Genomic DNA, 23,017 nt, shown 5'->3' with positions numbered 1-23,017 from the left:
AATCCCATGCAAGCGCAAGAGTTTGACCGCCTGGCCGCCCAAGGCTACAACCGCATTCCCGTGATGCAGGAACTGCTGGCCGATCTGGACAGCCCGCTGTCCATCTATCTGAAACTGGCCAACCAGCCCTACAGCTACCTGATGGAGTCCGTGGTCGGCGGCGAGCGCCACGGCCGCTATTCCATCGTCGGCCTGCCGGCGGACACCCGCATCCGCGTCAACGGCCGCAAGGCCCAGGTGGAGTGCGGCGACAAGGTGATAGAGCGCCACGAAGGCGATCCGCTCGCCTTCATCGAAAGCTTCCAGCAGCGTTTCCGCATTCCCGAACTGCCCGGCCTGCCACGCTACTCCGGCGGCCTGGTCGGCTATTTCGGCTACGACACCATACGCTATGTGGAACGCCGCCTGGCCGACGCCCAAAAGCCGGACGCCATAGGCACGCCGGACATCCTGCTGATGCTGTCCGAAGAAATCGCCATCGTCGACAATCTGTCCGGCAAGCTCTATCTGGTGGTGTACGCTGATCCGGAGGTGCCCAACGCCCTGCCCAAGGCGCAGGCGCGGCTGGCCGAACTGCGCGCCATGCTGCGGGCGCCGCTGTCCATTCCGCTGTCGCTGCCGTTGCCCGACGAGGGAGAGGCCGTGTCCGAATACGGCGAAGAGGCATTCAAAGAAGCCGTCACCGCCTGCCAGCACTACATCCACGATGGCGACATCATGCAAGTCGTGCTGGCGCAGCGCATGCAGCAAGCCTTCAGCGGCTCGCCCATCGCGCTGTACCGCGCGTTGCGCAACCTGAACCCGTCGCCGTATATGTTCTTCTACCACTTCGACGATTTCCACGTGGTGGGGGCGTCGCCGGAAATCCTGGTGCGCCGCGACGGCGAAACCGTGACGGTGCGCCCCATCGCCGGCACCCGCCCGCGCGGCCAAACCCGCGAGCAGGACGAGGCGCTGGCCGCCGAGCTGCTGGCGGACCCGAAGGAAATCGCCGAGCACGTGATGCTGATGGACCTGGGCCGCAATGATATCGGCCGCGTCGCCGATATCGGCACGGTCAAGATCACGGACAATATGGCCATCGAGCGCTACTCCCACGTGATGCACATCGTATCCAACGTGGAAGGCGCGGTGGACCGCAAGATCAGCAATATCGACGTGATCAAGGCCACCTTCCCGGCCGGCACGCTGTCCGGCGCCCCCAAGGTCCGCGCGATGCAGATCATCGACGAGTTCGAACCCTCCAAGCGCGGCGTCTACGGCGGCGCGGTGGGCTATCTGGGCTTCAACGGCGACATGGACCTGGCCATCGCCATCCGCACCGCGGTGCTGAAAAACGGCATGCTCTACGTGCAGTCCGGCGCCGGCATTGTGGCGGACTCGGTGCCGCAGTCGGAATGGCAGGAAACCCAGAACAAGGCCCGCGCCGTGCTGCGCGCGGCGCAGATGGTGCGCGACGGCCTGGACGCCTGAACCCGCGTCGACAGCAAAACGCCCCGCCTCGCTGGGCGTTTTGCCTGATGAAGGAGGCTGGCCGCTCAGCCGTGGCGCAGGCCGCGCTGCGCCCGCCACGCCAGCGGCAAGGTCAATAGCAGCATCAAAGCCAAGGCGCACATCGCCCACGGCACGCCCACCCAGTCCCCCAAGCGGCCAAACAGCACCGGCGACAGCGCACCGCCGCCTATGGTGCCGGTGTAGAACAACGCGAAAGCCCGCTCGCGCCCGCCGGCACCGGCCAGTTCCGGCACGGCGCCATACAGCACAGAAGACGTGCCGTTCAGCGCCAACCCCAGCGCAGGCAGCAGGGCCAGCGCGCCGGACAGCGGCGCGACCAACGTAGCCATGATCAACAGCGACGTCATCGACTCGGTCAGCCACACCGTCTTCATCATGCCGACGCGCGCGCCCAGATAACCGCAGAACAGCTTGCCAAAGGCCCCGCCGATGAACAGCAGCGATAGCGCCAGGCCAATGCTCGCGCTGCCGGCCCCCTTGCTCTTCAAGACAAAGGGCAGAAACGTCAGGAAGCCCATGCGCACCGCGCTGTCCAGCACGCCGGTAGCCAACAGCGCGCGCAAGCTGCCGGCGGCGCCTGCCCCCGCCTGGGCGGAAACGGCCGGCTTGGCCTCCGTTTCCACGCGCTCCGGAACCCGCCACCACAGCGCGCCAGCCGCCGCCAGGCCCAGCAAGCCGGCCAGGGTCACGCTGAAGCGCCAACTCGCCACCGTCAGCAACAAGCCCGCCAGCGCCGGAATCAGCATCTTGCCGATGTCGCCGGCGAAGTTGTACTGCGCCAGCGCCGGTTTGACACCGGCCCCCTCATGGCTGTCCGCCACCAGCGACGATGCCAGCGGATGCTGGGTGCTGGCGCCCAGCCCGCCCAGCATCAAGGCAGCCAGCAATATGGCCAAGCCGCCGGCCTGCCCCGCCAGCAGATAGGCCAGCCCGGCCAAAGCGGTTCCGCCCACCAGCAAACGCTTGCGCCCCCAGCGCCGCGCCAGCCGGCTGGCCAGCAGCTGGAAACCGGCCATCATGCCGGAATACGCCCCGCGCAGCAGGCCCACCATGGCATAGCTGATGGCGAACTGGGTCTGCCAGACAGGCAGCAACACATAAACCAGATCGGTCAAGCCGTCATGCACCGCATGCGCCGCGCAGGCAGTCCATAACGCTTGGCGGCGAGTCCGGACTTGCGTGGCGGCGGCGCGCGGCAGCGCGGCGGAGGGGGCATCGTTCAGCATGGGACTTTCAAATGAGCGGATAATGTTGATTGCAACATCATGACATAATCATTAAAGACACTCCATTCCTTGCTTGAAGCCCCCGCCGGGGCCAGCCTCACAGACACAAGCTCGCAAGGCGCTCCGCTTTTGCCGGCGCGTCCTATAGTGAATCCATGCCCTCACTCCGGGGAAGTGACTCATGCCCATGCAGGACTTCGACCGTTTCTTGCTGACTGTGGTCTACGATCTGCCCAATCTGATTTTCGTGGTGGATCAGGCCGATGGCACCATCGTATACGCCAATCAGCACATGCGGCATGCGCTGGGCGCGGACTGCGTGGGCAAATCATTCGCCGAGCAATTCTCGGGCGCGGGCAGCCTGCACCACTTCATCAGCTACAACCAGCAGCACGGGGCCTGCGACGCGCCGCTCCCGCAGCAGTCGGAGTACTACGACGACGAGGCGGAAAACTGGTATCACGTGCAACAGCGTCGCATCGACTGGATAGACGGCTCGCCCAAGATCGTGTGCGTGCTCAGCGAGATCAATGCGCTCAAGCGCCTGCAGAAGGACCTGACCGAGGCCCACGCCACGCTCGCCTTCAAGAATCGGGAGCTGGAAATCTCCGCCAAGACGGACCGCCTGACCAGCCTGTACAACCGCTACCAGCTGGATCAGGTGATCACCAGCGAATGGCAGCGCTTCCGCCGCTACGGCAAGCCCTTCTCCGTGCTGCTGGCCGATTGCGACCACTTCAAGTCCGTGAACGACTGCTATGGCCACCAAGCCGGCGACGCGGTGCTGATCGACCTGGCGCGACTGCTGCAAGCCAACATCCGCGCCACCGACACGCTAGGCCGCTGGGGGGGCGAGGAGTTTCTGGCCATCTTGCCGGAAACCGGGCTGGATAGCGCCGCCTTGCTGGGCGAGAAACTGCGCGCCGTCATCGCCGCCTACCCATTTCCAGCCGTCGGTCACAAGACAGCCAGTTTCGGCGCCGCCCAGATCCGGCCGGAGGAAAACATCAAGGACCTGGTGGGCCGGGCCGATCAGGCGCTTTACCAGGCCAAGAGCAACGGACGAAACCGCGTCGAGGCCATCGCCTGACGCATGCCAGGGCACGCAAACATGGGACAAAAGAGCTTCCTGATCGTCGACGATTCGCCCGCCGTGATCAAGCGCCTGGGCATGATCCTGGAGTCGCTGGGCCACCGGGTGATAGGCTCGGCCGCCAACGGCCGCGAAGCCATAGACTTGGCCAAGACGCTGCGGCCGGATGCCATCACCATGGACATCCAGATGCCGGAGATGAGCGGGCTGGAGGCCACGCGCCACATCCTGCGCGAACAACCCGGCAAACCCGTCATCATCATTACCGCCCATGGCCAGGAGAGCACGGTGGTGGACGCCATCGCCGCCGGGGCCAAGTACTTCATCTGCAAGCCGATTGAAAAAGACAAGGTGGCGGAAGTGCTGGACAAGGTATTCCGCGATGACTGAGGGCGGTACCCCCGTTACGCCTCGCAAGGACCGCTCATGACACGCTCCTGCTTGTTACGCTGCGCCGTGGCAATCATGCTGGCGGCCGTCGCCCCCGCCGAAGCGCGCCACTTGGCCGACATACTCAAGACGCGCCAGCTCAGGGTCTGCATCGCGCCCATCCATGCCGCCGTGGCCGTCGCCACGCCCAAGGGCTGCCGCGAGCAATGCGATTTTTCCGGGCCGGTATACGAGGAAGTGCTCGCCTTCGCCCGCCACCTCGGCAAGGACATCCGGGTCAAGACCCTGCGCGTGGACTGGGATGAACAATTCTTCGACCGCAGCGGCAAGACGGACCGCGAAGCCAGCTACACGCCGCAGCTGCTAGCCAACGGCACCTGCGACTTCTACCCCAGCCGCCTCACCAAAACCGCCTGGCGCCTGAAAAAACTGGATTTCGTCACGCTGTTTCCCAGCCGCATGATGGTCGTCGCCAACAACGCCTGGCGTGGCCGGATCAGGTACGGCGCGCAACTTGCCGGGCTGCGCACCGCGACGGAGAAGGACACCTCCTATCACTCCTGGCTGCAAGAACAGAACCATACCCTGTTCGCCAGCAAGCCGATCAAGATCGAGCTGATGCCGATGGCTGACGGCCTGCAGGCGCTCAATGCCGGCAACGTGGACTTCATGCTGCTCGATGCCGACATGGCGATCTGGCATACCCATCACCAGCTCAAAAACACTTATGTTGCCTTTCCCGTCGGTCCCAAAGACGAAATCGGCTGGGCCTTCCGCAAGGAAGACAAGGACTTGCAGGCCGCGGTCGCCCGCTACTTCGACGAACAAAGGCAAAATCAGGACTCGGACTTCAACCGCATCTGGCTGCACTACCACGGGCGCACGCTGACCGACTTCATCGCCCTGCTGGCCGCCGTGAACTGAAGCCCGCGCCACGAGGATACCGCCATGCGCCCTCTCTTCCGCTTACTCCGCTCACCGATCTGGGCACTGGCCCTCGCCCTAGCCTGGCCGGCCGCTTGCCAGGCCCGCTCGCTCAAGGAGATCCTGCAAACGCATGAATTGCGCGCCTGCATCGTGCCCTACCATCCCTCCTCCGCCACCGCCACGCCGCCAAACTGCCGCGAGCAGTGTCATTTCAGCGGCCCCGTTTACGAAGAAGCGCTGGCCTTCGCCCATCATCTGGGCAAGAACATCCAGCTCAAGACCCTGCGCCTGGAGTGGGACGAGCAGTTCTACAACCAGGACGGCAAAGTGGAGCGAGAGGCCAGCTATACCCCGCGGCTGCTGGCCAACGGCAGCTGCGACATCCTGCCCAACCGCCTCACCAAGAACGCCTGGCGTCTGAAAAAAATGGATTTTGTCACCCTGTTCACCAACCGCATGATGGTCGTGGCCAACATCAAGCTAAAAAATCGCCTGCAATCGGCCGATCAGCTGGCCGGCCTGCACGCCGCCGTGCTCGACAACAGCTCCTACTCCACCTGGCTGCTGGAGCAGAACCAGACACGCTATGCGGCCCATCCCGTGCGTATCGAGCTGATGAGCGTAGAGGACAGCCTGCGAGCGGTGGACAGCGGCAAATTGGACTTCACCCTGCTGGATTCCGACATCGCCATCTGGACCACCCGCCACCAGCTGAAGCACGCCTACGTCGCCTTTCCCGTCGGCGCCAAGGACGAGGTTGGCTGGGCCATGCGCAAGCAGGACAAGGACCTTCAGGCCGCGGTGGCGGCTTTCTTCGCCGAGCAGAAACGAAATGAGGACTCCGCGCTGAACCGCATCTGGACCCCGCACTACGGACTGAGCCTCAATCGCCTGATCACGTTGGTGAATTCCACCCAATAGCCCATGCCGCTCCTCCATGCCCTGCGCCATCGGCTGAGGCACTCGATTCGCGATCGGCTGATCGCGATGAGTTGCCTCATCGTGTTGGCCGTGGTCTGCGCCCTGACCCTGGTCATCGCGCTCGCTGCCGCCGGCATGCTGCGCCAGGCGGCAGAACAGGAACTGTCCCAAGAACTGGAGCAGAGCAGCGCGCTGCTCTCCAATTTCCTGGCCGTCCGGGAGTCCAACCTGAAGCTGTGGGCGGCCAACCCGCTGTCCGAGGCCATGTTCAGCGATCCGGCGCTGGCGGCGGTGTTTTCCCCCAGCCTGCGCAGCTACTTCGCCGACGCCCGCTCCCGCGAGCCATGGATCGCCCATATCCTGCTGATGCGCAAACAGCAAGTGATCTATGACGACAGCGGCGGCTTTGAGGCCCATCCCGGGGCGCCGGCCGTGGCCGCCTGGCTGCAAGGCCTGCCCAACGACGCGCTGGCCGTGCTGGACATGAAGCGGCTGGATCCGCGCCTGGACCAGCGCGCCCTGGTGCTCAAGCGCCCCCTGATCAAGGAAGGCGCGGCGCTGAAAGGCGCCTTCATCATCCTGGTGCTGGACCTGGATCAAGTGCAGCGCGCCTTGTTTGAGCGCATGCGCATAGGCGAGCACGGTTTCGTCGCCATCGCCGCCGCCTTGCCCCAAGGCCGCATAGCGGTGCCCTCCCGCATCGCGGCTGCAGGAGAATCCCAGGCCGAGTTCCTGCGCCTCGCCGCGAGCCTGCCGCGGCTGAACGCGCTGCCGCCGCAATCCGACTCATTGGTGATTCGCTATCGCGCGCTGCCGCCAGGCCCCCTGGCGCTGATCGGCGTCGCCTCCCGCCACGACATCCGCGCGCCCATCACGCAACTCATCCTGTACTCCGGCGCCTTTGGCCTGCTGGCCTTGCTGGCCGGCGCTCTGGGCGCCGTCGTTTACGCCAGGCGGCTGACCCAGCCGATTCTGGAGCTGTCGCTGGCCGCGCAAGCATTGAAACAGGGCAATCTGGCCGACCCCATCGTCTGCGCCGGGGAAGACGAGATCGGCCTGCTGGCGCAGAGCCTGGAGTCCACGCGGCAGTCCTTGGCCGGACTGGTGGCGGACCTGGAGTCGCGCGTGCGGCAACGCACCCAGGACTTGTCGCGCAAGAGCGAGGAGGTGGCGAGACTGCTGGACAATTCAGGCCAAGGCTTTCTGTCCATCGGCGCGGACCTCAGCGTCGGCTCCGGCTACAGTCGCGAGTGCGTCCGCCTGTTCGGCCGCGACATTCAAGGCCTGGCGCTGCCGGACCTGTTGGCGCCTGACGACCGCGCCCTGCGCGAGCATGTCGCCAAGACCCTGCGCCTGGCCATAGGCAGCGCGGACAATGCCCTGCGCCGCGAGGCTTTCCTGAATCTGCTGCCTGCGGAATACCAGCTGGACGAACGCAGCTGCAAAGCCGAGTACCGCCCGCTGAGCGAAGAGCGGATGATGCTGATCCTCACCGACATCAGCGCGCAAAAAAAGCTGCAAGCCCGACTGGCGCGGGAACAGGCGCAGCAGGCCTTCATCGTCAACGCGCTGGAAAACCGGGATGAACTGCAGGAGGCGCTGCGCGACTACGATCTTTTTCGCCGCAACACGCTGCCACAGTTGCTGAGCTTCCAGCAGGACCCCCATGCGCTGCTGGCAGAACTGTTTCGCCGCATCCATACCTTTAAAGGCCTGTTCGCCCAGGCCATGTTGCCCACGCTGCCCGACGTCCTGCATGCGCTGGAGTCCAGACTGGGAGCATTGCGGGAGGCGCGGCCAGACCTCAACGACATCAAGCGGGCGCTGGGCAGCGTCGACCTGGGCGGCGCGCTGGAGGCCGACCTGGCGCTGTTGCGCGAAAAGCTTGGAGCGGGCTACCTCAACGCCGGACGCCAGGCATCCGTCTCCGCCGACGCGCTGGACGCGCTAGAACGGGAAGTCCAGACCCTTGGCCTGGAGCATTCGCGGCTGGCCGACCTGACGCGGCAATTGCGCCATGAACCGCTGCGCCGGCTGATCGAACCGCACTTCCGGGCCGCGCGCATGCTGGCGCAACGACAAGGCAAGCGTCTGGCGCCGCTGGTTTACGAAGGCGACGATCCGCCAGTGGACCCCGCGCGCTATGGGTCCTTCTGCAAGAGCCTGGTCCACGTGTTCCGCAACGCGGTGGACCATGGCATCGAAGATCCGGATGCGCGCCTGATGGCCGACAAGCCGGAGGCGGCCACCCTGCGTTGCCGCGTCGACGCCGCCGGCGGGACCCTGACCATCGCCATAGAAGACGACGGCCCCGGCATCGACCCGGCCCGGATCCGCGCCGCCGCCCTGCGCAAAAAACTGATCACGGACGAAACCGCGCAAACGCTGGACGATGCAGGCGCCTTGCGTCTGATACTGGAGGACGGCCTCACCACCCTTGCCGATGCCAGCGACGTGTCTGGACGCGGGGTTGGGCTCTCGGCCACCCATCAGGAGCTGCTCAAGCTGGGCGGCAGCCTCAGCATTGCCGCCCAGCCGGGCCAGGGCACGAAACTGACATTCAAGCTGCCCTATCAGGCCGTGCCACCCTCCGCTGCGGACGTGACCAGCCAGCGGCACCGCGAGCTGCTCAGCGCCCTTGCGGCCATCACGTCGCAGTTCTGCCGCGATCACCTTGGACTGACGTTAGCCCTGGACGGCGACAGCCAGCGCATCCGCGCGGACGATCTGGAAGCGTTCAGCGTCTTCATTCCGCTGGGCAGCGGCTTGGCCATCGGCCTGGGCCTCTCCTTGAGCCGCCCGCTACTGCTGGAAATGGTCCGTCGCTTCGAACCGGACTGGAGCGCCGAAGACATCGCCCCGCTCGCCGACAGCGTGGGCGCGGAAATCGCCAATATCGTCGTCGGCAAGACCCTGCCCTACCTGACCCACCTGGCCCGACAGGTAGAGATGGGCACGCCCAAGCGCGTGGACGCCGCCGCAAAAGGCCTGTTCGACCACCCGGACAGCCTGGGCATCCGCGCCTCCGCGCCCGCCGGCCGCCTGCTGGTGTTCTGTCTGCCACTGCCTCACCGCGCCGCTTGATCCAGGCCAAGAAAGCCAGCGAAAGCGCCTGCGCCTGCGCCGCCCCCTCTAGTATCATCCTTAAATATCAGCATGTTCTGATTGATAAGACCTGACGTCATTCCTGCGGTTGCAGACAGTCAATCAAACACAATGGCATAATCCATCCATTCAACACAGACGCACGCACAGGCCATCGCAGAGTGGCCAGCAGGAGAACACAATGTTCGTATCGGTTCGCAAACTCACCCAATTCCTCAAGCCGCTCGCGGATGCCACGCGCGACGGCGTCGACCTCACGCTGACGCTGAATGAAAGCGGCAGCCTGGCCTGGGCCGCTCAACGCATCAAAGCCTTGATCCAGCGCTTCCACGCCGCCTTGATCAAGATCGCCGGCACCGCCATCGGCCTGTCGCAACAGGCGCCGGAACTGGCAAGACTGTCCCGCCTGATGGAGGAGCGTTCCCACACGCAGCAGCGCAACGCGGAAAGCATCAGCGAGGCCAGCCGCATCCTGGCGAACACCGTGGACTCGATTACCCAGAGCGCCAGCGAGGCCTCCGCCTTTTCGCGGCAAGTCGCCGACGCGACCCGCAACGCCAATGACAACGACCAGCAAAGCCGGCTCCAAATCCAGGCGATAGGCGACAGCGCCGCGGCGCTGGAAGCGCAGATGAATCTGCTCAAGGCCAGCTCCGCCTCCATCGGCGAGGTGGTGGAATTGATCAAAAGCATCGCCGACCGCACCCGCCTGCTGTCGCTGAACGCCGCCATTGAAGCCGCCCGCGCCGGCGAGCAGGGCCGCGGCTTCGCCGTCGTCGCGGACGAAGTCCGCAAGCTGGCCGATCAGACCACAACCGCCACCCAGAACGTGGAGGAACTGCTGGCCACCATCCAGGAACAGGTTGCCACATCAGGCAAGACCATGGCCGCCATGTCGGAGCAGGTGCAAAACGGCATCCGCGTCTCCCAGGCCGCGGGCGCCTCCATTGAAACCGCCGCGCTCGACATCGGCACGCTGATCGAGCACGTGCGCGTCATCGCGGATGCCAGCGCGTCGCAAAACGAGAAAGTCCACGCCATCGCCGACCAGATCGGCGCCGTGGTGGCCAGCTCCCAGCAGCAACTGGAAGACGCGAAAGAACTGGCCGGGCGCGCCAGCCAGGTCAGCGAACAGTGCGACCTGCTGCTGACGGAAGTGGGCGAGTTCCGCTTTGAAGGGCACCGCCGCATGCGCCAGGCCGTGGAAGAAGCCATCGCGCAATGGAAGCTGCAGCGCTTGGACCCGGACGAGCTGGACCGCAGGCTGGTCGAGCTATATCAACGCGAGCCCTCGTTCGAGATGCTGTGCATCACCGATGCCGGCGGCCGTCAGATCAGCTCCGACGTCGCCGCCGGGCGCATCGACACGGCAGGCCGCCAAAACCATTGGCACGACCGCCGCTGGTTCCTGGAGCCGGTGCGACAGCAACGGCTATATGTCTCCGATTTGTATCGCTCCGTGGATACCAACCAATACTGTTTCACCATAGGCACGCCGCTATTCGACACGCAGGGCAAGCTGCTGGGCGTCATGAGCGCCGACGTGCGTTTCCATCACATCATCTCCGGCTAAGCCCCTCGCATCCATCAGCAACCCATTTGAGCCGTCATGATGTTGGCGTGAGCTTGGGCGCGATTCCCGGATCCCAACGTAGCGGATTTGAGCAGGCCGCCGCTGACGGTGGTGCTTACGCTGGATATGCCATGAGCCGCGGATCACCCCGAGAACGGGGCATCCGCCCTACGAAGAATGGTCCACCGTAGGGCGGAATCCCGGCAACGCCGGGAGTTCCGCCACAGTGTCAAAACAGCGGCGCTGTTGCATAAATCCTGAACAGGTCGAGGCCCCCCTTTCCCCAAACGGATTTACGCCACAGCCACCGTACAAGGACGGCCCAGCATGCTTCATACTTCTCCGCCGCAGTCGTCGCATTGAACCAGCCATCAGCGGTGAACTGCATCGCCTGGCCGTTGAAATCGGCTTGAATTAGCTTGGTCATGCGGCGTCCTCCTGGGTCTTGCATTCTCCGAGCAGGATATAGCGGGCGATCCCGCTATGCTTGCGGCCGTTTTCGTCGGTAATGGTGACGCGCTCTGTTTCGATCTGCATTCCAGCGCCGCGCAAGTCAGCAATGCGGCCAGCTGGGTGAAGGATGTTCAGGCGGGTTCGCGCTTCAAACGTGGTGACGGGGCCGATTTTTAGGGCGGTTAGCAGCCGGTAGCATTGCGCCTCTACACTCGCGTCGGTAACATCGATAAAGGTGTTGGCGCTCGTTACTGCTTCGGCGGTGCGGACGTTTTTGTTTTCCATGATCGCCCCTTATGCCGCTTGGCCTTGCTCATCAAGCCATTGCCGGATGGCCTCTGCACGCCAGGCGGTGACCCGCTCGCTGATTTTCAAGGGTGCCGGAAATGTTCCCGCCGCCACGCGCCGCCACATCGTGCGGACAGAAAAGGGAATAATGGGGATCAGGTCTTTTTCGCGCACAAAGCCGGTTTCAGGCAGTGCGCCGTAAGGCTTCAAAAGCCTGGCTTGCGCCGGGGCGATGTTAGTGCTGTTGGGACTGTCCTGTCTCTGCATGTTGCGTCACCTCTTGCGGTTGGAAGTGACGTCACGATAAATCCCCAATTAACAGGAATGCGGAAAGTTCCGCCATCAACTTCGGAACTTTCCGGCACTTTTCTTATTTGGTGCGGGTTTCCAGCGCCCTTGGTATGTCCGACAACCACGTAGATATTGCACGGCCAGTCAGTGAACAACCAAGTTGGGAAACTGAGCTTGAGAGAATTTCCCCTGTTCGGCTTGGCTGGCTTACATCAAGTTTTGCCTCCTTGGCCAACGCCGCCATGATGAGAAGAGCGCTGTTTCGACCTTGGGTGGCGAGAATGTCTTGCTGGTCACCTAACAGGCCGTTGAAAAACCAACAGCCATTCATTTGGTATAATCATCAACATCCAACGAGCCGCGAAAGCACCCGATGAGAGGCGTCCGCAACGACACGCAGACCAATCTGTTCAGCTACATCCAGCTGGAGGATCGCATTCCGGCCAATCACCCGCTGCGCAAGATCCGCCAGATGGTCGACCTGGTGCTCGGCTCGATGAATGACGTATTCGACGGCTTATATTCCCGCGTCGGGCGGCCTTCGATTCCGCCCGAACATCTGCTGCGCGCCTCCCTGCTGCAAGTGCTCTACACCATCCGCTCCGAGCGGCTGCTGGTCGAGCAACTGGACTACAACCTGCTGTTTCGCTGGTTCGTCGGCCTTTCCGCCGATGCCCGCGTATGGGATCACTCGACCTTCTCGCAAAATCGCGACCGCTTGTTTACCGAAGACGTCGCCCGCGCCTTCTTCATTCGCGTACGCAGCCTGGCCGAGTGGGGCAAGCTCACCAGCGACGAACATTTCAGCGTCGACGGCACGCTGATCGATGCCTGGGCTTCGCACAAAAGCTTTGTCCGCAAGGATGACGACACGTCCCCACCCGCAGGGCGCAACCCGGACGTCGATTTCCGGGGCGAGAAGCGAAGCAACCAGACGCATCAATCGCGAACCGATCCGGAAGCGCGACTGGCCCGCAAGAGTGCCGGCGACGCCAGCCGCTTGTGCCATATGGCCCATATCCTGACCGAGAACCGCAACGGTCTGGTTGTGGACGTCTCGGTGTCCGAGGTCAATGGCCACGCCGAAAACGTCGAAGCGCTGAATCTGTTGCTGCGCAATGCCAAGAAAGGCAGCACCGTCGGCGCGGACAAGGGCTACGACACGCCGGCTTTCGTGAACGGCTGCAGAGGCTTGGGCATCACGCCGCACGTGGCGCGCAAGCGTGTCGGCAGCGCCATCGACAGCCGCACCACGCGCCATGAGGGTTACGCGATCAGCCAGCGGCGACGCAAACGGATCGAGGAATGCTTCGGCTGGCTGAAAACCGTCGGAGGCCTTCGCAAAACCAAACTGATCGGCCGGGCCAAACTGGCCGGGCAAACTTTTTTAGCGTTTGCGACCTATAACCTGATCCGCATGGGCAGCCTGTCCGGTTGCTGGGGCGGATCGCATGTATAGGGCGTATTGCGCCCAAAATCGCCGGATAACTGGCAAACAGCCTGAAAACCCAGGCAGAGAACGGATTTATTGACATTCTGCCCGCTGAAACCGCCCATTTTTGTTCATACGGAAATGGGTTGGGGCAAGATCGACGTGTTTTTCAACGGCCTGCTAGTCGTGTTTGCAGGGATGCAAGTTCGGCTTTACTGGCAGCGGCCTCCTTGACAGCTCCGATCAAGTCTCCCTCTAACAGCCTGACATCCTGGCGAGCCTTGTCGCGCTCACGGGTCACAGTTGCCAGCTCTTGGGTCAGTCCTTCTGCTTTCACTTCTGCGGCCGCAAGTCGCTGCGCAATATCAGAGCCAGCGCCAGCTGCTACGACTCGTGACTGAGCCGGCGACAGTGGCCATGCAATGCCATTTGAAGTGCACCATCCAGCAATGGATAGGTGGCTCACCTTATCACGACCTTCGGGCCTACCACACCGCCCATCCATATCTAATTCAAGCTCGGATGCCGAATCTATTATGGCTGCAAGCATGTTAGCGACATTGCTCGGCCAGGGCTCGCCCCACCAACCTTCCATCTCATCAGGATGTCGGTTGCAGATAATGCAAGCGGCCTCATGAAGAGAGAACCACTTTCTTAGCCGTAGTCCCTCCCCCCAATTCTTATCATTTTCAGGAGTGCTGGATGCACCTGCAGGATAAATGCCAGAACTAGCGAGCAGGCTCAATACGGCTTCCCGGTTAAAACCCGCCTCATGGAAGATCGGGTGGCAGTTCGGCATAAAATCAGAACGGGATATCATCGGGATCCTTCCAATCTCCAAAGCGAGCTAGACGCCCCAATGCTAGATATGCCTCTGACGATTCCGTTCTTGTGGCAGCACTAACTCCTCTGGCCACGTCATAGGTGGACAGCTGCAAGCGGCTCCAAGTTGCATCATTGTGAAGGGTTTGAGAAAGACTCTGAGCTGCTACCTGTGGAGCCCACTCCTTGGCCTGCGCAATTATGAAAAGAATTTCATGAAAACTGATAAAAGCAGTTTTCTGTTGATCGGTTGGATCAATCATCGCGCTCCCTCTGCGCATCCCTGTAAGTGGATTGCCAGCGCCAGGCGGGCAGGGTTTCCCGCTTTTCGCCCCGTCGGGCTAGGCGCTGGCAAAGCTGTGTCAGGCCGTCTTGAATAATGGCGTCACTTTCGCGCCTGCCTTCAAGCCGTCCAGATAATCCGACCACGACTGCATCATCCTTGCCCGTTCCGGCAGATACTCGGCGTAGTTGTATGTCGCCCGGATGCTGTTCCGCTCTCCGTGGGCCATCTGGCGTTCAATGGCGTCCCTATTCCACCCCTGCTCATTCAAGAGCGTCGATGCCATATGGCGGAAGCCGTGGCCGGTCATGTCGTCCTTGGCGTAACCCAGCCGGCGCAATGCGGCGTTGACTGTGTTTTCCGACATGGGCCGGCCATTGGTGCGCGCGCCGGGGAAAATATACTGGCCGCTTCCGGTCAGGGCTTCCAACTCTTTCAGGATGGCCAGCGCCTGGCGTGACAGCGGGACGATATGCTTTTCACGCATCTTCATACGCTCGGCCGGGATTACCCATTGCTCAGCCTCGAAGTCGATTTCAGACCACTCCGCCTTGCGCAGCTCGCCAGGGCGCACAAACACCAAGGGCGCCAGCTTGAGCGCGCATTGCGTGATGAATGATCCCTGATAGCCGTCCATTGCCCGCAGCAGCTGGGCGATCTTCTCCGGCTCGGTAATGGTGGCGAATGAGGTCTTGATGACGGGTGACAGCGCGCCGACCAGATCGGCGGCGGAATTGCGCTTAGCGCGACCGGTGGCGACTGCATAGCGGAAGACTTGGCCGCAGTTCTGCATTGCGCGGTGCGCGGTTTCGATGGCCCCGCGGTGTTCTATGCGGCGCAGGACGGCCAGCAGCTCAGGGGCTTCGATCTCAGCAATCGGCCGCTTGCCAAGCCAGGGGAAGATGTCACGCTCAAGCCGGCGGATGATCTTGTCTGCATGGCTATCCACCCAGGACGGCTTGTACTTTGCAAACCATTCCCGCGCCACGGCTTCGAAGCTGTTTTCTGCCTGTATGGCCCTCGCCGCCTTCTGCACCTTGCGATGAATGCCGGGGTCTATGTCCTCGCCCAGCAGGCGGCGGGCCTCGTCGCGCTTCTTCCTGGCATCGCCCAGGGTCACATCCGGGTAGACGCCCAGCGCCAGCCGCTTTTCCTTCCCTGCAAAACGGTATTTCAAGCGCCAGTATTTGGCTCCGTTCGGCATAACTTCCAAGTACATGCCTTTTTCGTCAGACAGGCGCAGGCGCTTTCCATCCTCGCGTGGCTTGGCGTTTTTGCATTTTGCGTCAGAGAGCGGCATAAGCACCTCTTAGGGGGCATTGGGGGCATCGGCTTATGCCCCCATAATTTACGCTCCTAAATGTGCCCCCCAATGCTGGGGCATGTCAAGACACCTCATGACACGACCTGACATAAAGAAAAACCCCGGAAGGCTTATTTTCCGGGGTTCTTGGCGTGTCCTGACAGGCTGTGACACTTGAATTTGGTGGAGGCGGCGGGAATCGAACCCGCGTCCGAAAGTCCTCTACAGTGAGTTCTACATACTTAGTCGTGTCTTTTGGGATTTAACCGCTGCCACGCCGACGGACAGGCTGGACTTTGGCGAGTTACCTATTATTTCGCACTGAACCAAGTAACCCGGGACAGCACTAGCAGATGTAAAGTGACACTACAGGGTTTTGACGCCCCCGGCCCATCTGCGAACCGTTGTAGTGTCTGGCCGGCCGTTAGGCTGCCAGAGCGTAAGTTTCGTCGTTTGCGACTATATAAATTCAGCGTTTTACGGGGTGACTGAAATCCCGGTATGCCCTCATCTGCTTCGCAACCCCCGTCGAAACCAGGTCGCCCCCAGATAAGAAGGTTCATTATATTACAAGCATCATCGCTTGGCGAGCCTTATCCTGCAGCCGGTCGCACCTTACTTGAACAGCATATGACCCAACTTGGCCGCCTTGGTATCCAGATAATGATCATTGTAGGGATTGCGCCCCACCTGCAGCGGCACCCGTTCCACCACCTTGATGCCGGCCGCTTCCAACGTGGCCAGCTTGCGGGGATTGTTGGTCATCACCTTGACGCTGCCTATTCCTAAATGTTCCAGCATGTGGCGGGCGATGCGGAAATCTCGCATATCGGCCGGAAAGCCCAGCTGTTCGTTGGCTTCCACGGTATCCGCGCCGCCATCCTGCAGCTTGTAGGCGCGGATTTTGTTGATCAGACCGATGCCGCGGCCCTCCTGGCGCAGATACAGCAGCGCGCCGCGCCCGGCCTTGCTGATGGCCTCCATCGCGGCCTCCAGCTGGAAGCCGCAATCGCAGCGCAGGGAGAACAGCGCGTCGCCGGTCAGGCATTCCGAATGCAGCCGCGCCAGCACCGGCTGTCCATCCGCCACCTCGCCCAGCGTCAACGCCACATGCTCCTGGCCGCTGTCCTCCTCGAAACCATGCATGATGAACTCGCCCCACGGCGTGGGCAGCTTGCAACTGGCGATGTAACAGATGACGGGTTCGGGGGTGGCTTGCGGGTGCGACGACATGACTACTCCAAACTCTGAAAGACGCAATGCGAAAAGGCCGCAGCGGCGGCCTGGGTCCTGCTTAGTTGGGGAGGTTTTCCCCGTTTTCAAGCGGCGGCAGTTGAAGCAGCAATTGTGGCAGCACCACGGCCAGCGCCACCAGCCACACTTGGCGCTCAGGCGTGAAATGTCCGGTCTGAAACGATTCGGCATCAATGATGCCCAGCACGTTGTCGTCGCTGTGCAGCACCGGCAGGCAGGCCTCGCTCTTCACCTTGGGGTCGCATTCATAGTAGCCGCCGCCTTCCTCGCGCCATTGCGCCACGTCGTCCAGCATCACGGCCCAGCCGGTCAGGCCCACGCGGCTGTTGTTGCTGATGGCGGCAAACTCTTCGGTCAGCGGAAACTCCGCGCGGCTTTCCACGCCCTTGTAAGCCAGCTTGACCAGCACGCCGTTCTTGCCTGCTCCAATTTTGCGGTAGATGCCGATCCAGTCCGCGCCTAGCTTATGATTGACCGAATCAAGCAAGGCATGGAGATTGGCCAGCGCGAGGGTGGTTTCGCGCGTCTCCGCCCCCAGTACCACGCGCAGGTCATAAGGAGCTTCCTCCAGCTCGTCGATCAAGGAGCAGCTGCCGCCCTCTCCCAGTTTGGGCACCTTGTAACGGTACAGGTCGCGGCTGGGCGCCGGCTTGTCCACGGCAATCACAGCCTGCAGCGTCATCACGGCGATCTGCAGCTCCGTGAGGTCTAGCTTCAGGGCCTGCTCTCGCAGATAGTCGGTCAACTGGCTTGCGGGTATCATGAAGGAACTCCTGTACAGCGGCGCGGCATGCGCGCTGGCAACTTGAAACATGACAGGATAACAAACCCGACCACGCAGCGCCATTTCGTCACTTTATATCGTAATGACCGCCATTCATATCCGCCAAGCCGTTCTCACCATCAAGGCCGGCCGCCGCGCCCGGCAATTGCTGCAGCAAGGCCTGCGCCCGGAACAGGTGGCCATGCTGCCCGGCGCCGCTGGCGGCCCCAAAGCCGTAGGCCTCACCGGCCTGGACCAGGCCGTTTTCCGCTGGCTGGCCAGCGCGCCGCGCGAGCGCGATCTGGTAGGCGCGTCGATAGGCGCCTGGCGCTTCGCCTGCGCCATGCAGCCCGACCCTGCGGCCGCGCTGCGCCGTCTGGCAGATCGCTATACCGAGGAGCGCTACCACCCCGGCGTCACCACGACCCAGATCACCGCCCAGACCAGGCAAATGCTGCGCGACATCCTTGGCGCGGATGGTCTGCAAGCCATCCTGAACCATCCGCATCACCGGCTCAGCCTGCTGCTGGTTCAGTCCCGTGGATTGGCCAACCGCGAGGGCAAGGCCGCGCTTCTATCCGGCCTGGCGCTGGCCGCGGCGCTGAACGCGGTATCCCGCCCCTTGATCCGGTACAGTTTCAGCCGGGTGATCTGCCACGATCCGCGCAGCGCGCTGCGCTTCCGGCCGCAGGACCACATTCCCACCCGGCTGCAGTCACTGAACGCCGACAATCTGGAAACCGCGCTGATGGGCACCGTAGCCATTCCCGGCGTGCTCAACGGCGTGCAACTGCCGCAGGCGCCACAGGCCATTTACCGCGATGGCGGCCTGACGGACTATCACATCGACTTTCCCTTCGCCCATGGCGACGAGATCGCGCTGTATCCTCACTTCACGGACCGCATCGTGCCCGGCTGGTTCGACAAGACCCTGCCCTGGCGCAAGCCCAGCGCGGACAACCATGCCAACACCGTGCTGCTGGCGCCGTCGCGCGAATACCTGGCCGCCCTGCCCGGCCGCGGCCTGCCGGACCGGAAGGATTTCCGCCGCTATCTGGGAAGAGATGAACTGCGGCGAGAGCACTGGCGCGCCGCCACCGCAGAGAGCCAGCGCCTGGGCGACGCGTTTTTGGAATGGCTGGAGAAACCGGGCAAGATCGCCGTGCAGCCGCTGTAGCCGTGAGTCCGGACCGCCCGCCGACGGACCACCGCCACGCCGCTCGCGCTAGCCGCCGCGCAAGGCATCCATCTGCAAGGCCAGGGTAAGTTGTGCTTTCTGGATTTCCTGCCTCAAGGCCTGCGCCTCTTGCGAGCCAGGCTCCAGGGCAGACAGTTGCTCGCGCATGGCATGCAACGACTTCATGATCTCGACTTCAGGCGGCACCACGCCGGCGTTCTTCAGTATCTTGTAGCCCATGCGCAGGTCGGCGGGCGTCGCCTCGTAACCTTCATCCGCCTCCAGCGGCTTTCCCCAATTGCGGGCACGCCGCAGTTCGCCGCTTTCTTCGCTTCTGCGGATGTAAGCGGCGATCTCCTGATCGAATGTTTCCAGCATTTTCGCCATCGCACGCCCCTCTTCTTGACGCGCGGGCGCCGGGCAATCCAGCGTCTCTCCACGCGGCCCGCCGGCGGCGGCAAATCCCTCCGCAGCGGCTATCGGCATGGCGCATACTAGCAAAATGCCAATTGCATTTAAAGCCATCCCCGTATGATGGCGCCTGCGCCAAGGCCCGGCATAGGCCTTACCAACAGCGCGTCAAGCCGGCGCGAGGTTGCATCAGGCGTCTTGTTGGCCGCGCCTAATCCACCCCGGCAATCGCCGACACCTGCAGCTCATCGCCGCAAATCAGCGCCAGACCCAAGGCGCCGCAGGCCGCGCATGCGCAGATGCGCTCCTCGAGCCGCTGCTCCAACCCGCAATCCCGGCACACCGCGCGAGCCGGCGTCTCCTCGATTTCAATCTCGGCCGCTTCCGCCTTGCCTCCGCGCAGCACGGTTTCCAGGGCAAACCGCAGCGCAGCCGTATCGACGCCCGCCAGCGACCCCACGCGCAGCCGGATGGACGTGACGGCGGACAGCCCGACCGCGTGATGCTCGACAATGGCCAGTATCTCTTCCGCCAGCGACAGCTCATGCATGATTGGGCGCCTCCGCGCAAACCTCCCGACACCACGCCAGCAGCCAGCGCCATGCCTGTTCCAGCCGCTCCGCGGCGTCCTCGCTGAGCGGCGCCCCCAGCTCGAAGCGCTCGCCGCGCACCGCCAGCAGCTGCGCGCGCGGCAAGGGCCCGCCGGCCACTCGCTCGCAAATGGCCAGCAAGGCGGCCGGGGAAACCGCGTGCGTGGTGTAGCTGGCGTCATCCGCCGCCGGCACCGTTCGGCAATCGAAAGGCGCCTCTCCATCCAAGGCGGTGTCGATGAACAGCACGCGCCGGCGGCCAACCAGATCCAGCGCGTGTTCGATATTGAGCTGCATATCGGTCATCGCCTCCACGCCGCTCATATTCCGCTCAGACAGCCAGCCGCGCAGCCGCTCGGCCAGCAAGGGGCCGATGGCGTCGTCGCCGCGGCTGGGGTTGCCGAAGCCGAACACCAGGATCGCCGCGCGCCCGCTCATGGCGCCAGCCCGCGTTCGAAACTGCCGTCGCCATGGCGGATGGCGCGGTCCGCCACGGCCCCATCCACGGTTAGCAGTTCCACCAGCAACGGCATTTTGCCCATGGCGTGGGTGGCGCAGGACAGACAGGGATCATAGGCGCGCACCGCGGTTTCCATGCGGTTCAGCATGGCCTCGCTGATTTCGCGGCCGTCGAAAATTTCCGCCGCGGCGGAACGGATGGACGCGTTCATCGCCTGATTGTTGCTGGTGGTGGAGACGATCAGATTGGCCATGCTCACCAGGTCGTCCTCGCCCACCCGGTAATGGTGGAACAAGGTGCCGCGCGGCGCCTCGATCACGCCTATGCCCTCGCTCGCGCGCCGGCCTTGCGCCAGCAAGTCCGTGTCCAGTATGGCCGCATCGCCCAGCAGTTCCGCGATGGCCTCCACGCAATGCAGCAGCTCTATCATGCGCGCCCAGTGGTAGGCCAACGTCGCCTGCACCGGCGCCCCCGCGCCATATTCGACAAACTCCCGCCGCGCCGCTTCGGCCAGCGGCGTGGCGATGAAGCCGCAATTATTGACGCGCGCCAGCGGCCCCACGCGATACCAGCCGCGCTCCGGCCCCAAGGCGGCCAGGTAAGGAAACTTCATATACGTCCATGGTTTGACCTCCTCGCGCAGCAAATCGGCATAGCCGCGGACATCCACGTGATCCATCACGATGGCGCCGGCCGCGTCCTTGACCCGCAAGCCGCCGTCGAACAGCTCCAGCGCGCCGTCCGCGCCTATCAGCGATAAAAAGTTCGATGGCGCGGCAGCAAAGGTCCGATAGCGGTCGCCGCCGGCCAGAAACAATGATTTAGCGACGTCCAAGCCCTGCCTCGCCCAATCCAGCAGGTCCGGCAGCCCCGCGCGCAGCGCGTCGCGCTCCGCCGCGCGCAAGGGTTTGTTGAAGCCGCCCGGCACCGAGCCGGTGCCGTGGATGCGCTTGCCGGTCAGGGTTTGGATCAATTCTTGCCCGTATTTGCGCAACCGGATGCCGTTCATCGCCAGCGAACGCTCATCCTCCAGCACGCCCAGGAAATTGCGATGCGCCACCGCGTCGTCAGCCCCAAACAGCAAGTCCGGCGAGGCCAGATGGAAGAAATGCAGGGCGTGGGACTGCAGCACCTGGCCGAAGTGCAGCAAGCGGCGCAGCCGGGTGGCGGCCGGCGGCACCGCCGCATCGCCCAGCGCGATCGCGTCCATGGCCTTGGACGCGGCCAGCAGATGGCTCACCGGGCAGATGCCGCACAGCCGCTGCACCAGCGTCGGCACCTCCCAATAGGGCCGGCCCTGGATGAATTTCTCGAAGCCGCGAAACTCGACGATGTGCAGCCGCGCTTGGCGCACGCGGCCATCGTCGTCCAGCAGCAGCGTGATCTTGCCATGCCCCTCCACCCGGCTGAGCGGCGCTATCGCCACGCGCCGCAGGCGTTCCGGATGGTCTGCCGACTCCAGGCTGTCGCTCATGGCCTCTCCTTAATCAAAACGGCGCAGCGCATAGTCCAGCCGGGGCTCACGCCCATCCAGCAAGGCCGTCAACAGCTCCCAGAACGCGTCGGCCGGCGGCGGACAGCCCGGCAGGCAATAATCGACGGCCACCAGCTCGTGCACGGGATAGACCTTGTCCAGCAAGCGCGGCAGCTCAGGATCGCCCGGCCGCAGCGGCGCGGCCAGCGTGGCGCCGCCGCCGTAGGCCTCGGCCAAGCACGCCTCCGCCGAAAAGCGGTTGCGCAGGGCCGGCACGCCGCCGGTCAGCGCGCAGGCGCCGACGGCGACCAGCACGCGGCACTGTCGGCGGAATTCGCGCAGCGTTTCGACATTCTCCTCATTGCATACCCCGCCCTCGATCAGGCCCAGGTCCACGCCATCGGACACGCGCTTGATGTCGGTCAGCGGGCTGCGGTCAAAGGCCACGCGCTCGGTCAAGGCCGCCAATCGCTCGTCGATATCGAGCAGCGACATATGGCAACCGAAGCAACCCGCCAGCGAACAAGTGGCAACCGTCAGTTTGCGCGCCATGCCCTTCACTCCTCGTCTGGCCGACGATTGCCCACTTCGGCTATCGTCCGCTCGTCGTACAGGCGCTCGCCTATCGCCGCGCGGTAGCCTTGGCGCTTGATCAGGATGGCTCCCACCGGACAGACATGCGCCGCCCTATCCGTGACCTGCAACGCAGAATCCTTGAGCAGGCCGGAAGGCGAATTCACGATCAACTGCGTGGCCGCGCCGCGCCCGGCCAGCTCGAACACGCTCTTGCCGTCCGCCTCGCGGCTGGCGCGCACGCACAGCGCGCATTGGATGCAGCGGTCGCGGTCCAGCAGGATGTCGGGATGCGAGGCGTCCAACTCGCGCCGCGGATAGAAATGCGCGTAATGCGCCTCCTCCATGCCGACAAAGTAAGCCACGGCCTGCAGCTGGCAGTTGCCGCTGCGCTCGCAAAACGGACAAAAATGGTTGCCCTCCACGAATAGCATCTGCACCAGCAGCCGCCGGTCGCGCTGCAAGTCTTCGCTTAGGTTCTCCACCGCCATCCCCGCCTGGGCCGGCGTGGCGCAAGCTGCCTCCACCCGGCCATTGACGCGCACGCAGCATAGGCGGCAGCTGCCGTGCGGCGGAAAATCCGGGTGATGGCATAGATGCGGGATGTAGACGCCGGCCTGCAAAGCCGCGTCCATGATGGTTTGGCCCGGCTCGAACGCGATCTCGCGCCCGTCCAGCAGAAACATGCTTGCC

24 protein-coding genes and 1 other RNA gene are annotated in these 23,017 nt (G+C 63.5%); 9 read left to right on the top strand and 16 right to left on the bottom strand.

Features of this window, described 5'->3' with window-relative positions; all coding sequences use genetic code 11:
- The first annotated feature begins 6 nt into the window (after positions 1-6).
- Positions 7-1,473 (top strand): anthranilate synthase component I, encoded by a 1,467-nt coding sequence (trpE, locus tag FYK34_RS05975; protein ID WP_149295516.1) that lies wholly within the window; start codon positions 7-9, stop codon positions 1,471-1,473.
- Positions 1,474-1,538: 65 nt separating this feature from the next.
- Here the strand turns inward: trpE and FYK34_RS05970 are convergent, their stop codons facing one another.
- Positions 1,539-2,741, bottom strand: a complete 1,203-nt coding sequence (locus FYK34_RS05970) for an MFS transporter (RefSeq protein WP_149295515.1) — start codon at positions 2,739-2,741, stop codon at positions 1,539-1,541.
- 181 nt (positions 2,742-2,922) lie between these two features.
- Here FYK34_RS05970 and FYK34_RS05965 point away from each other — a divergent pair, with 181 nt between their 5' ends.
- The 6 genes from FYK34_RS05965 (at position 2,923) to FYK34_RS05940 (ending at position 10,750) form a co-directional block, all read left to right on the top strand.
- The gene (locus FYK34_RS05965; protein WP_149295514.1) at positions 2,923-3,831 is read left to right on the top strand and encodes a sensor domain-containing diguanylate cyclase; all 909 of its coding nucleotides are present in this window, start codon (positions 2,923-2,925) and stop codon (positions 3,829-3,831) included.
- 21 nt (positions 3,832-3,852) lie between these two features.
- Complete coding sequence (locus FYK34_RS05960; protein WP_149295513.1) at positions 3,853-4,224, top strand: response regulator; 372 nt, start codon at positions 3,853-3,855, stop codon at positions 4,222-4,224.
- A 36-nt stretch (positions 4,225-4,260) separates the two neighbouring features.
- The gene (locus FYK34_RS05955; RefSeq protein WP_149295512.1) at positions 4,261-5,148 is read left to right on the top strand and encodes a transglycosylase SLT domain-containing protein; all 888 of its coding nucleotides are present in this window, start codon (positions 4,261-4,263) and stop codon (positions 5,146-5,148) included.
- A gap of 24 nt (positions 5,149-5,172) precedes the next feature.
- The gene (locus FYK34_RS05950; RefSeq protein ID WP_149295511.1) at positions 5,173-6,072 is read left to right on the top strand and encodes a transglycosylase SLT domain-containing protein; all 900 of its coding nucleotides are present in this window, start codon (positions 5,173-5,175) and stop codon (positions 6,070-6,072) included.
- A 66-nt stretch (positions 6,073-6,138) separates the two neighbouring features.
- Positions 6,139-9,156: an ATP-binding protein gene (locus FYK34_RS05945; RefSeq protein ID WP_168209658.1), complete on the top strand. Its 3,018-nt coding sequence runs from the start codon at positions 6,139-6,141 to the stop codon at positions 9,154-9,156.
- Between the two features lie 202 nt (positions 9,157-9,358).
- Positions 9,359-10,750, top strand: coding sequence for a methyl-accepting chemotaxis protein (locus tag FYK34_RS05940; RefSeq protein WP_149295509.1), 1,392 nt, complete (start codon positions 9,359-9,361; stop codon positions 10,748-10,750).
- A gap of 229 nt (positions 10,751-10,979) precedes the next feature.
- Here FYK34_RS05940 and FYK34_RS05935 read toward each other — a convergent pair whose 3' ends face one another.
- Genes FYK34_RS05935 through FYK34_RS05925 form a run of 3 tightly spaced genes read right to left on the bottom strand, consistent with a single transcriptional unit; the run spans position 10,980 to position 11,758 of the window.
- On the bottom strand, positions 10,980-11,177 hold the full coding sequence (locus FYK34_RS05935; RefSeq protein WP_149295508.1) for a hypothetical protein: 198 nt from the start codon (positions 11,175-11,177) through the stop codon (positions 10,980-10,982).
- Positions 11,174-11,488 (bottom strand): helix-turn-helix domain-containing protein, encoded by a 315-nt coding sequence (locus FYK34_RS05930; RefSeq protein ID WP_149295507.1) that lies wholly within the window; start codon positions 11,486-11,488, stop codon positions 11,174-11,176. The genes FYK34_RS05935 and FYK34_RS05930 overlap by 4 nt, the downstream gene beginning before the upstream one ends.
- Before the next feature lie 9 nt (positions 11,489-11,497).
- Positions 11,498-11,758 (bottom strand): helix-turn-helix transcriptional regulator, encoded by a 261-nt coding sequence (locus FYK34_RS05925; protein ID WP_149295506.1) that lies wholly within the window; start codon positions 11,756-11,758, stop codon positions 11,498-11,500.
- A 397-nt stretch (positions 11,759-12,155) separates the two neighbouring features.
- Between FYK34_RS05925 and FYK34_RS05920 the strand changes: the two genes are divergently transcribed.
- The gene (locus FYK34_RS05920; protein ID WP_149295505.1) at positions 12,156-13,241 is read left to right on the top strand and encodes an IS5 family transposase; all 1,086 of its coding nucleotides are present in this window, start codon (positions 12,156-12,158) and stop codon (positions 13,239-13,241) included.
- A 142-nt stretch (positions 13,242-13,383) separates the two neighbouring features.
- On the opposite strand, the gene FYK34_RS05915 is transcribed toward FYK34_RS05920, so the two are convergent.
- The 6 genes from FYK34_RS05915 to FYK34_RS05890 form a co-directional block, all read right to left on the bottom strand.
- Positions 13,384-14,034, bottom strand: a complete 651-nt coding sequence (locus tag FYK34_RS05915) for a hypothetical protein (RefSeq protein ID WP_149295504.1) — start codon at positions 14,032-14,034, stop codon at positions 13,384-13,386.
- Positions 14,018-14,299 (bottom strand): hypothetical protein, encoded by a 282-nt coding sequence (locus tag FYK34_RS05910; RefSeq protein WP_149295503.1) that lies wholly within the window; start codon positions 14,297-14,299, stop codon positions 14,018-14,020. Before FYK34_RS05910 ends, FYK34_RS05915 begins: the two co-directional genes overlap by 17 nt.
- Before the next feature lie 99 nt (positions 14,300-14,398).
- Positions 14,399-15,619 (bottom strand): tyrosine-type recombinase/integrase, encoded by a 1,221-nt coding sequence (locus FYK34_RS05905; protein WP_149295502.1) that lies wholly within the window; start codon positions 15,617-15,619, stop codon positions 14,399-14,401.
- 184 nt (positions 15,620-15,803) lie between these two features.
- Positions 15,804-16,169: a transfer-messenger RNA gene (gene ssrA, locus FYK34_RS05900) on the bottom strand.
- A gap of 68 nt (positions 16,170-16,237) precedes the next feature.
- Positions 16,238-16,855, bottom strand: a complete 618-nt coding sequence (ribA, locus tag FYK34_RS05895) for a GTP cyclohydrolase II (RefSeq protein WP_149295501.1) — start codon at positions 16,853-16,855, stop codon at positions 16,238-16,240.
- A 61-nt stretch (positions 16,856-16,916) separates the two neighbouring features.
- A complete protein-coding gene (locus FYK34_RS05890; protein ID WP_149295500.1) occupies positions 16,917-17,639 on the bottom strand; it encodes a GAF domain-containing protein in 723 nt (240 codons plus the stop codon).
- A gap of 103 nt (positions 17,640-17,742) precedes the next feature.
- On the opposite strand from FYK34_RS05890, the gene FYK34_RS05885 reads away from it, so the two are divergent.
- Positions 17,743-18,816, top strand: coding sequence for a hypothetical protein (locus FYK34_RS05885; RefSeq protein WP_149295499.1), 1,074 nt, complete (start codon positions 17,743-17,745; stop codon positions 18,814-18,816).
- 48 nt (positions 18,817-18,864) lie between these two features.
- On the opposite strand, the gene FYK34_RS05880 is transcribed toward FYK34_RS05885, so the two are convergent.
- From FYK34_RS05880 to FYK34_RS05855, 6 genes are all read right to left on the bottom strand, one after another.
- Positions 18,865-19,203: a DnaJ family domain-containing protein gene (locus FYK34_RS05880; RefSeq protein ID WP_231137382.1), complete on the bottom strand. Its 339-nt coding sequence runs from the start codon at positions 19,201-19,203 to the stop codon at positions 18,865-18,867.
- Positions 19,204-19,438: 235 nt separating this feature from the next.
- Positions 19,439-19,777: a hydrogenase maturation nickel metallochaperone HypA/HybF gene (locus tag FYK34_RS05875; protein WP_149295498.1), complete on the bottom strand. Its 339-nt coding sequence runs from the start codon at positions 19,775-19,777 to the stop codon at positions 19,439-19,441.
- Positions 19,770-20,255 (bottom strand): hydrogenase maturation protease, encoded by a 486-nt coding sequence (locus tag FYK34_RS05870; protein WP_149295497.1) that lies wholly within the window; start codon positions 20,253-20,255, stop codon positions 19,770-19,772. Before FYK34_RS05870 ends, FYK34_RS05875 begins: the two co-directional genes overlap by 8 nt.
- Positions 20,252-21,751 carry a Ni/Fe hydrogenase subunit alpha gene (locus tag FYK34_RS05865; protein WP_149295496.1) on the bottom strand — a complete coding sequence of 500 codons (1,500 nt, stop codon included), beginning with the start codon at positions 21,749-21,751 and terminating at the stop codon, positions 20,252-20,254. The genes FYK34_RS05870 and FYK34_RS05865 overlap by 4 nt, the downstream gene beginning before the upstream one ends.
- Before the next feature lie 9 nt (positions 21,752-21,760).
- Positions 21,761-22,303, bottom strand: coding sequence for an NADH-quinone oxidoreductase subunit B family protein (locus tag FYK34_RS05860; RefSeq protein ID WP_149295495.1), 543 nt, complete (start codon positions 22,301-22,303; stop codon positions 21,761-21,763).
- A gap of 5 nt (positions 22,304-22,308) precedes the next feature.
- Complete coding sequence (locus FYK34_RS05855) at positions 22,309-23,010, bottom strand: 2Fe-2S iron-sulfur cluster-binding protein (protein ID WP_149295494.1); 702 nt, start codon at positions 23,008-23,010, stop codon at positions 22,309-22,311.
- Between the last annotated feature and the right edge of the window lie 7 nt (positions 23,011-23,017).

Origin of the sequence: Chromobacterium paludis (assembly GCF_008275125.1) — a bacterium.
GTDB classification, from domain to species: Bacteria; Pseudomonadota; Gammaproteobacteria; order Burkholderiales; family Chromobacteriaceae; genus Chromobacterium; species Chromobacterium paludis.
This window is presented reverse-complemented; position numbering and strand designations above follow the sequence as displayed.

Bases quoted from the DNA above. Each gene is read 5' to 3' on its own strand.
- FYK34_RS05965 (WP_149295514.1), top strand. From the start codon at position 2,923: ATGCCCATGCAGGACTTCGACCGTTTCTTGCTGACTGTGGTCTACGAT.
- FYK34_RS05945 (WP_168209658.1), top strand. From the start codon at position 6,139: ATGAGTTGCCTCATCGTGTTGGCCGTGGTCTGCGCCCTGACCCTGGTC.
- FYK34_RS05935 (WP_149295508.1), bottom strand. From the start codon at position 11,177: ATGACCAAGCTAATTCAAGCCGATTTCAACGGCCAGGCGATGCAGTTC.
- FYK34_RS05960 (WP_149295513.1), top strand. From the start codon at position 3,853: ATGGGACAAAAGAGCTTCCTGATCGTCGACGATTCGCCCGCCGTGATC.
- FYK34_RS05930 (WP_149295507.1), bottom strand. From the start codon at position 11,488: ATGGAAAACAAAAACGTCCGCACCGCCGAAGCAGTAACGAGCGCCAAC.
- FYK34_RS05855 (WP_149295494.1), bottom strand. From the start codon at position 23,010: ATGTTTCTGCTGGACGGGCGCGAGATCGCGTTCGAGCCGGGCCAAACC.
- FYK34_RS05890 (WP_149295500.1), bottom strand. From the start codon at position 17,639: ATGATACCCGCAAGCCAGTTGACCGACTATCTGCGAGAGCAGGCCCTG.
- FYK34_RS05940 (WP_149295509.1), top strand. From the start codon at position 9,359: ATGTTCGTATCGGTTCGCAAACTCACCCAATTCCTCAAGCCGCTCGCG.
- ribA (WP_149295501.1), bottom strand. From the start codon at position 16,855: ATGTCGTCGCACCCGCAAGCCACCCCCGAACCCGTCATCTGTTACATC.
- FYK34_RS05950 (WP_149295511.1), top strand. From the start codon at position 5,173: ATGCGCCCTCTCTTCCGCTTACTCCGCTCACCGATCTGGGCACTGGCC.
- FYK34_RS05970 (WP_149295515.1), bottom strand. From the start codon at position 2,741: ATGCTGAACGATGCCCCCTCCGCCGCGCTGCCGCGCGCCGCCGCCACG.
- FYK34_RS05880 (WP_231137382.1), bottom strand. From the start codon at position 19,203: ATGGCGAAAATGCTGGAAACATTCGATCAGGAGATCGCCGCTTACATC.
- FYK34_RS05885 (WP_149295499.1), top strand. From the start codon at position 17,743: ATGACCGCCATTCATATCCGCCAAGCCGTTCTCACCATCAAGGCCGGC.
- FYK34_RS05870 (WP_149295497.1), bottom strand. From the start codon at position 20,255: ATGAGCGGGCGCGCGGCGATCCTGGTGTTCGGCTTCGGCAACCCCAGC.
- FYK34_RS05905 (WP_149295502.1), bottom strand. From the start codon at position 15,619: ATGCCGCTCTCTGACGCAAAATGCAAAAACGCCAAGCCACGCGAGGAT.
- FYK34_RS05925 (WP_149295506.1), bottom strand. From the start codon at position 11,758: ATGCAGAGACAGGACAGTCCCAACAGCACTAACATCGCCCCGGCGCAA.
- FYK34_RS05910 (WP_149295503.1), bottom strand. From the start codon at position 14,299: ATGATTGATCCAACCGATCAACAGAAAACTGCTTTTATCAGTTTTCAT.
- FYK34_RS05875 (WP_149295498.1), bottom strand. From the start codon at position 19,777: ATGCATGAGCTGTCGCTGGCGGAAGAGATACTGGCCATTGTCGAGCAT.
- trpE (WP_149295516.1), top strand. From the start codon at position 7: ATGCAAGCGCAAGAGTTTGACCGCCTGGCCGCCCAAGGCTACAACCGC.
- FYK34_RS05860 (WP_149295495.1), bottom strand. From the start codon at position 22,303: ATGGCGCGCAAACTGACGGTTGCCACTTGTTCGCTGGCGGGTTGCTTC.
- FYK34_RS05865 (WP_149295496.1), bottom strand. From the start codon at position 21,751: ATGAGCGACAGCCTGGAGTCGGCAGACCATCCGGAACGCCTGCGGCGC.
- FYK34_RS05915 (WP_149295504.1), bottom strand. From the start codon at position 14,034: ATGATATCCCGTTCTGATTTTATGCCGAACTGCCACCCGATCTTCCAT.
- FYK34_RS05920 (WP_149295505.1), top strand. From the start codon at position 12,156: ATGAGAGGCGTCCGCAACGACACGCAGACCAATCTGTTCAGCTACATC.
- FYK34_RS05955 (WP_149295512.1), top strand. From the start codon at position 4,261: ATGACACGCTCCTGCTTGTTACGCTGCGCCGTGGCAATCATGCTGGCG.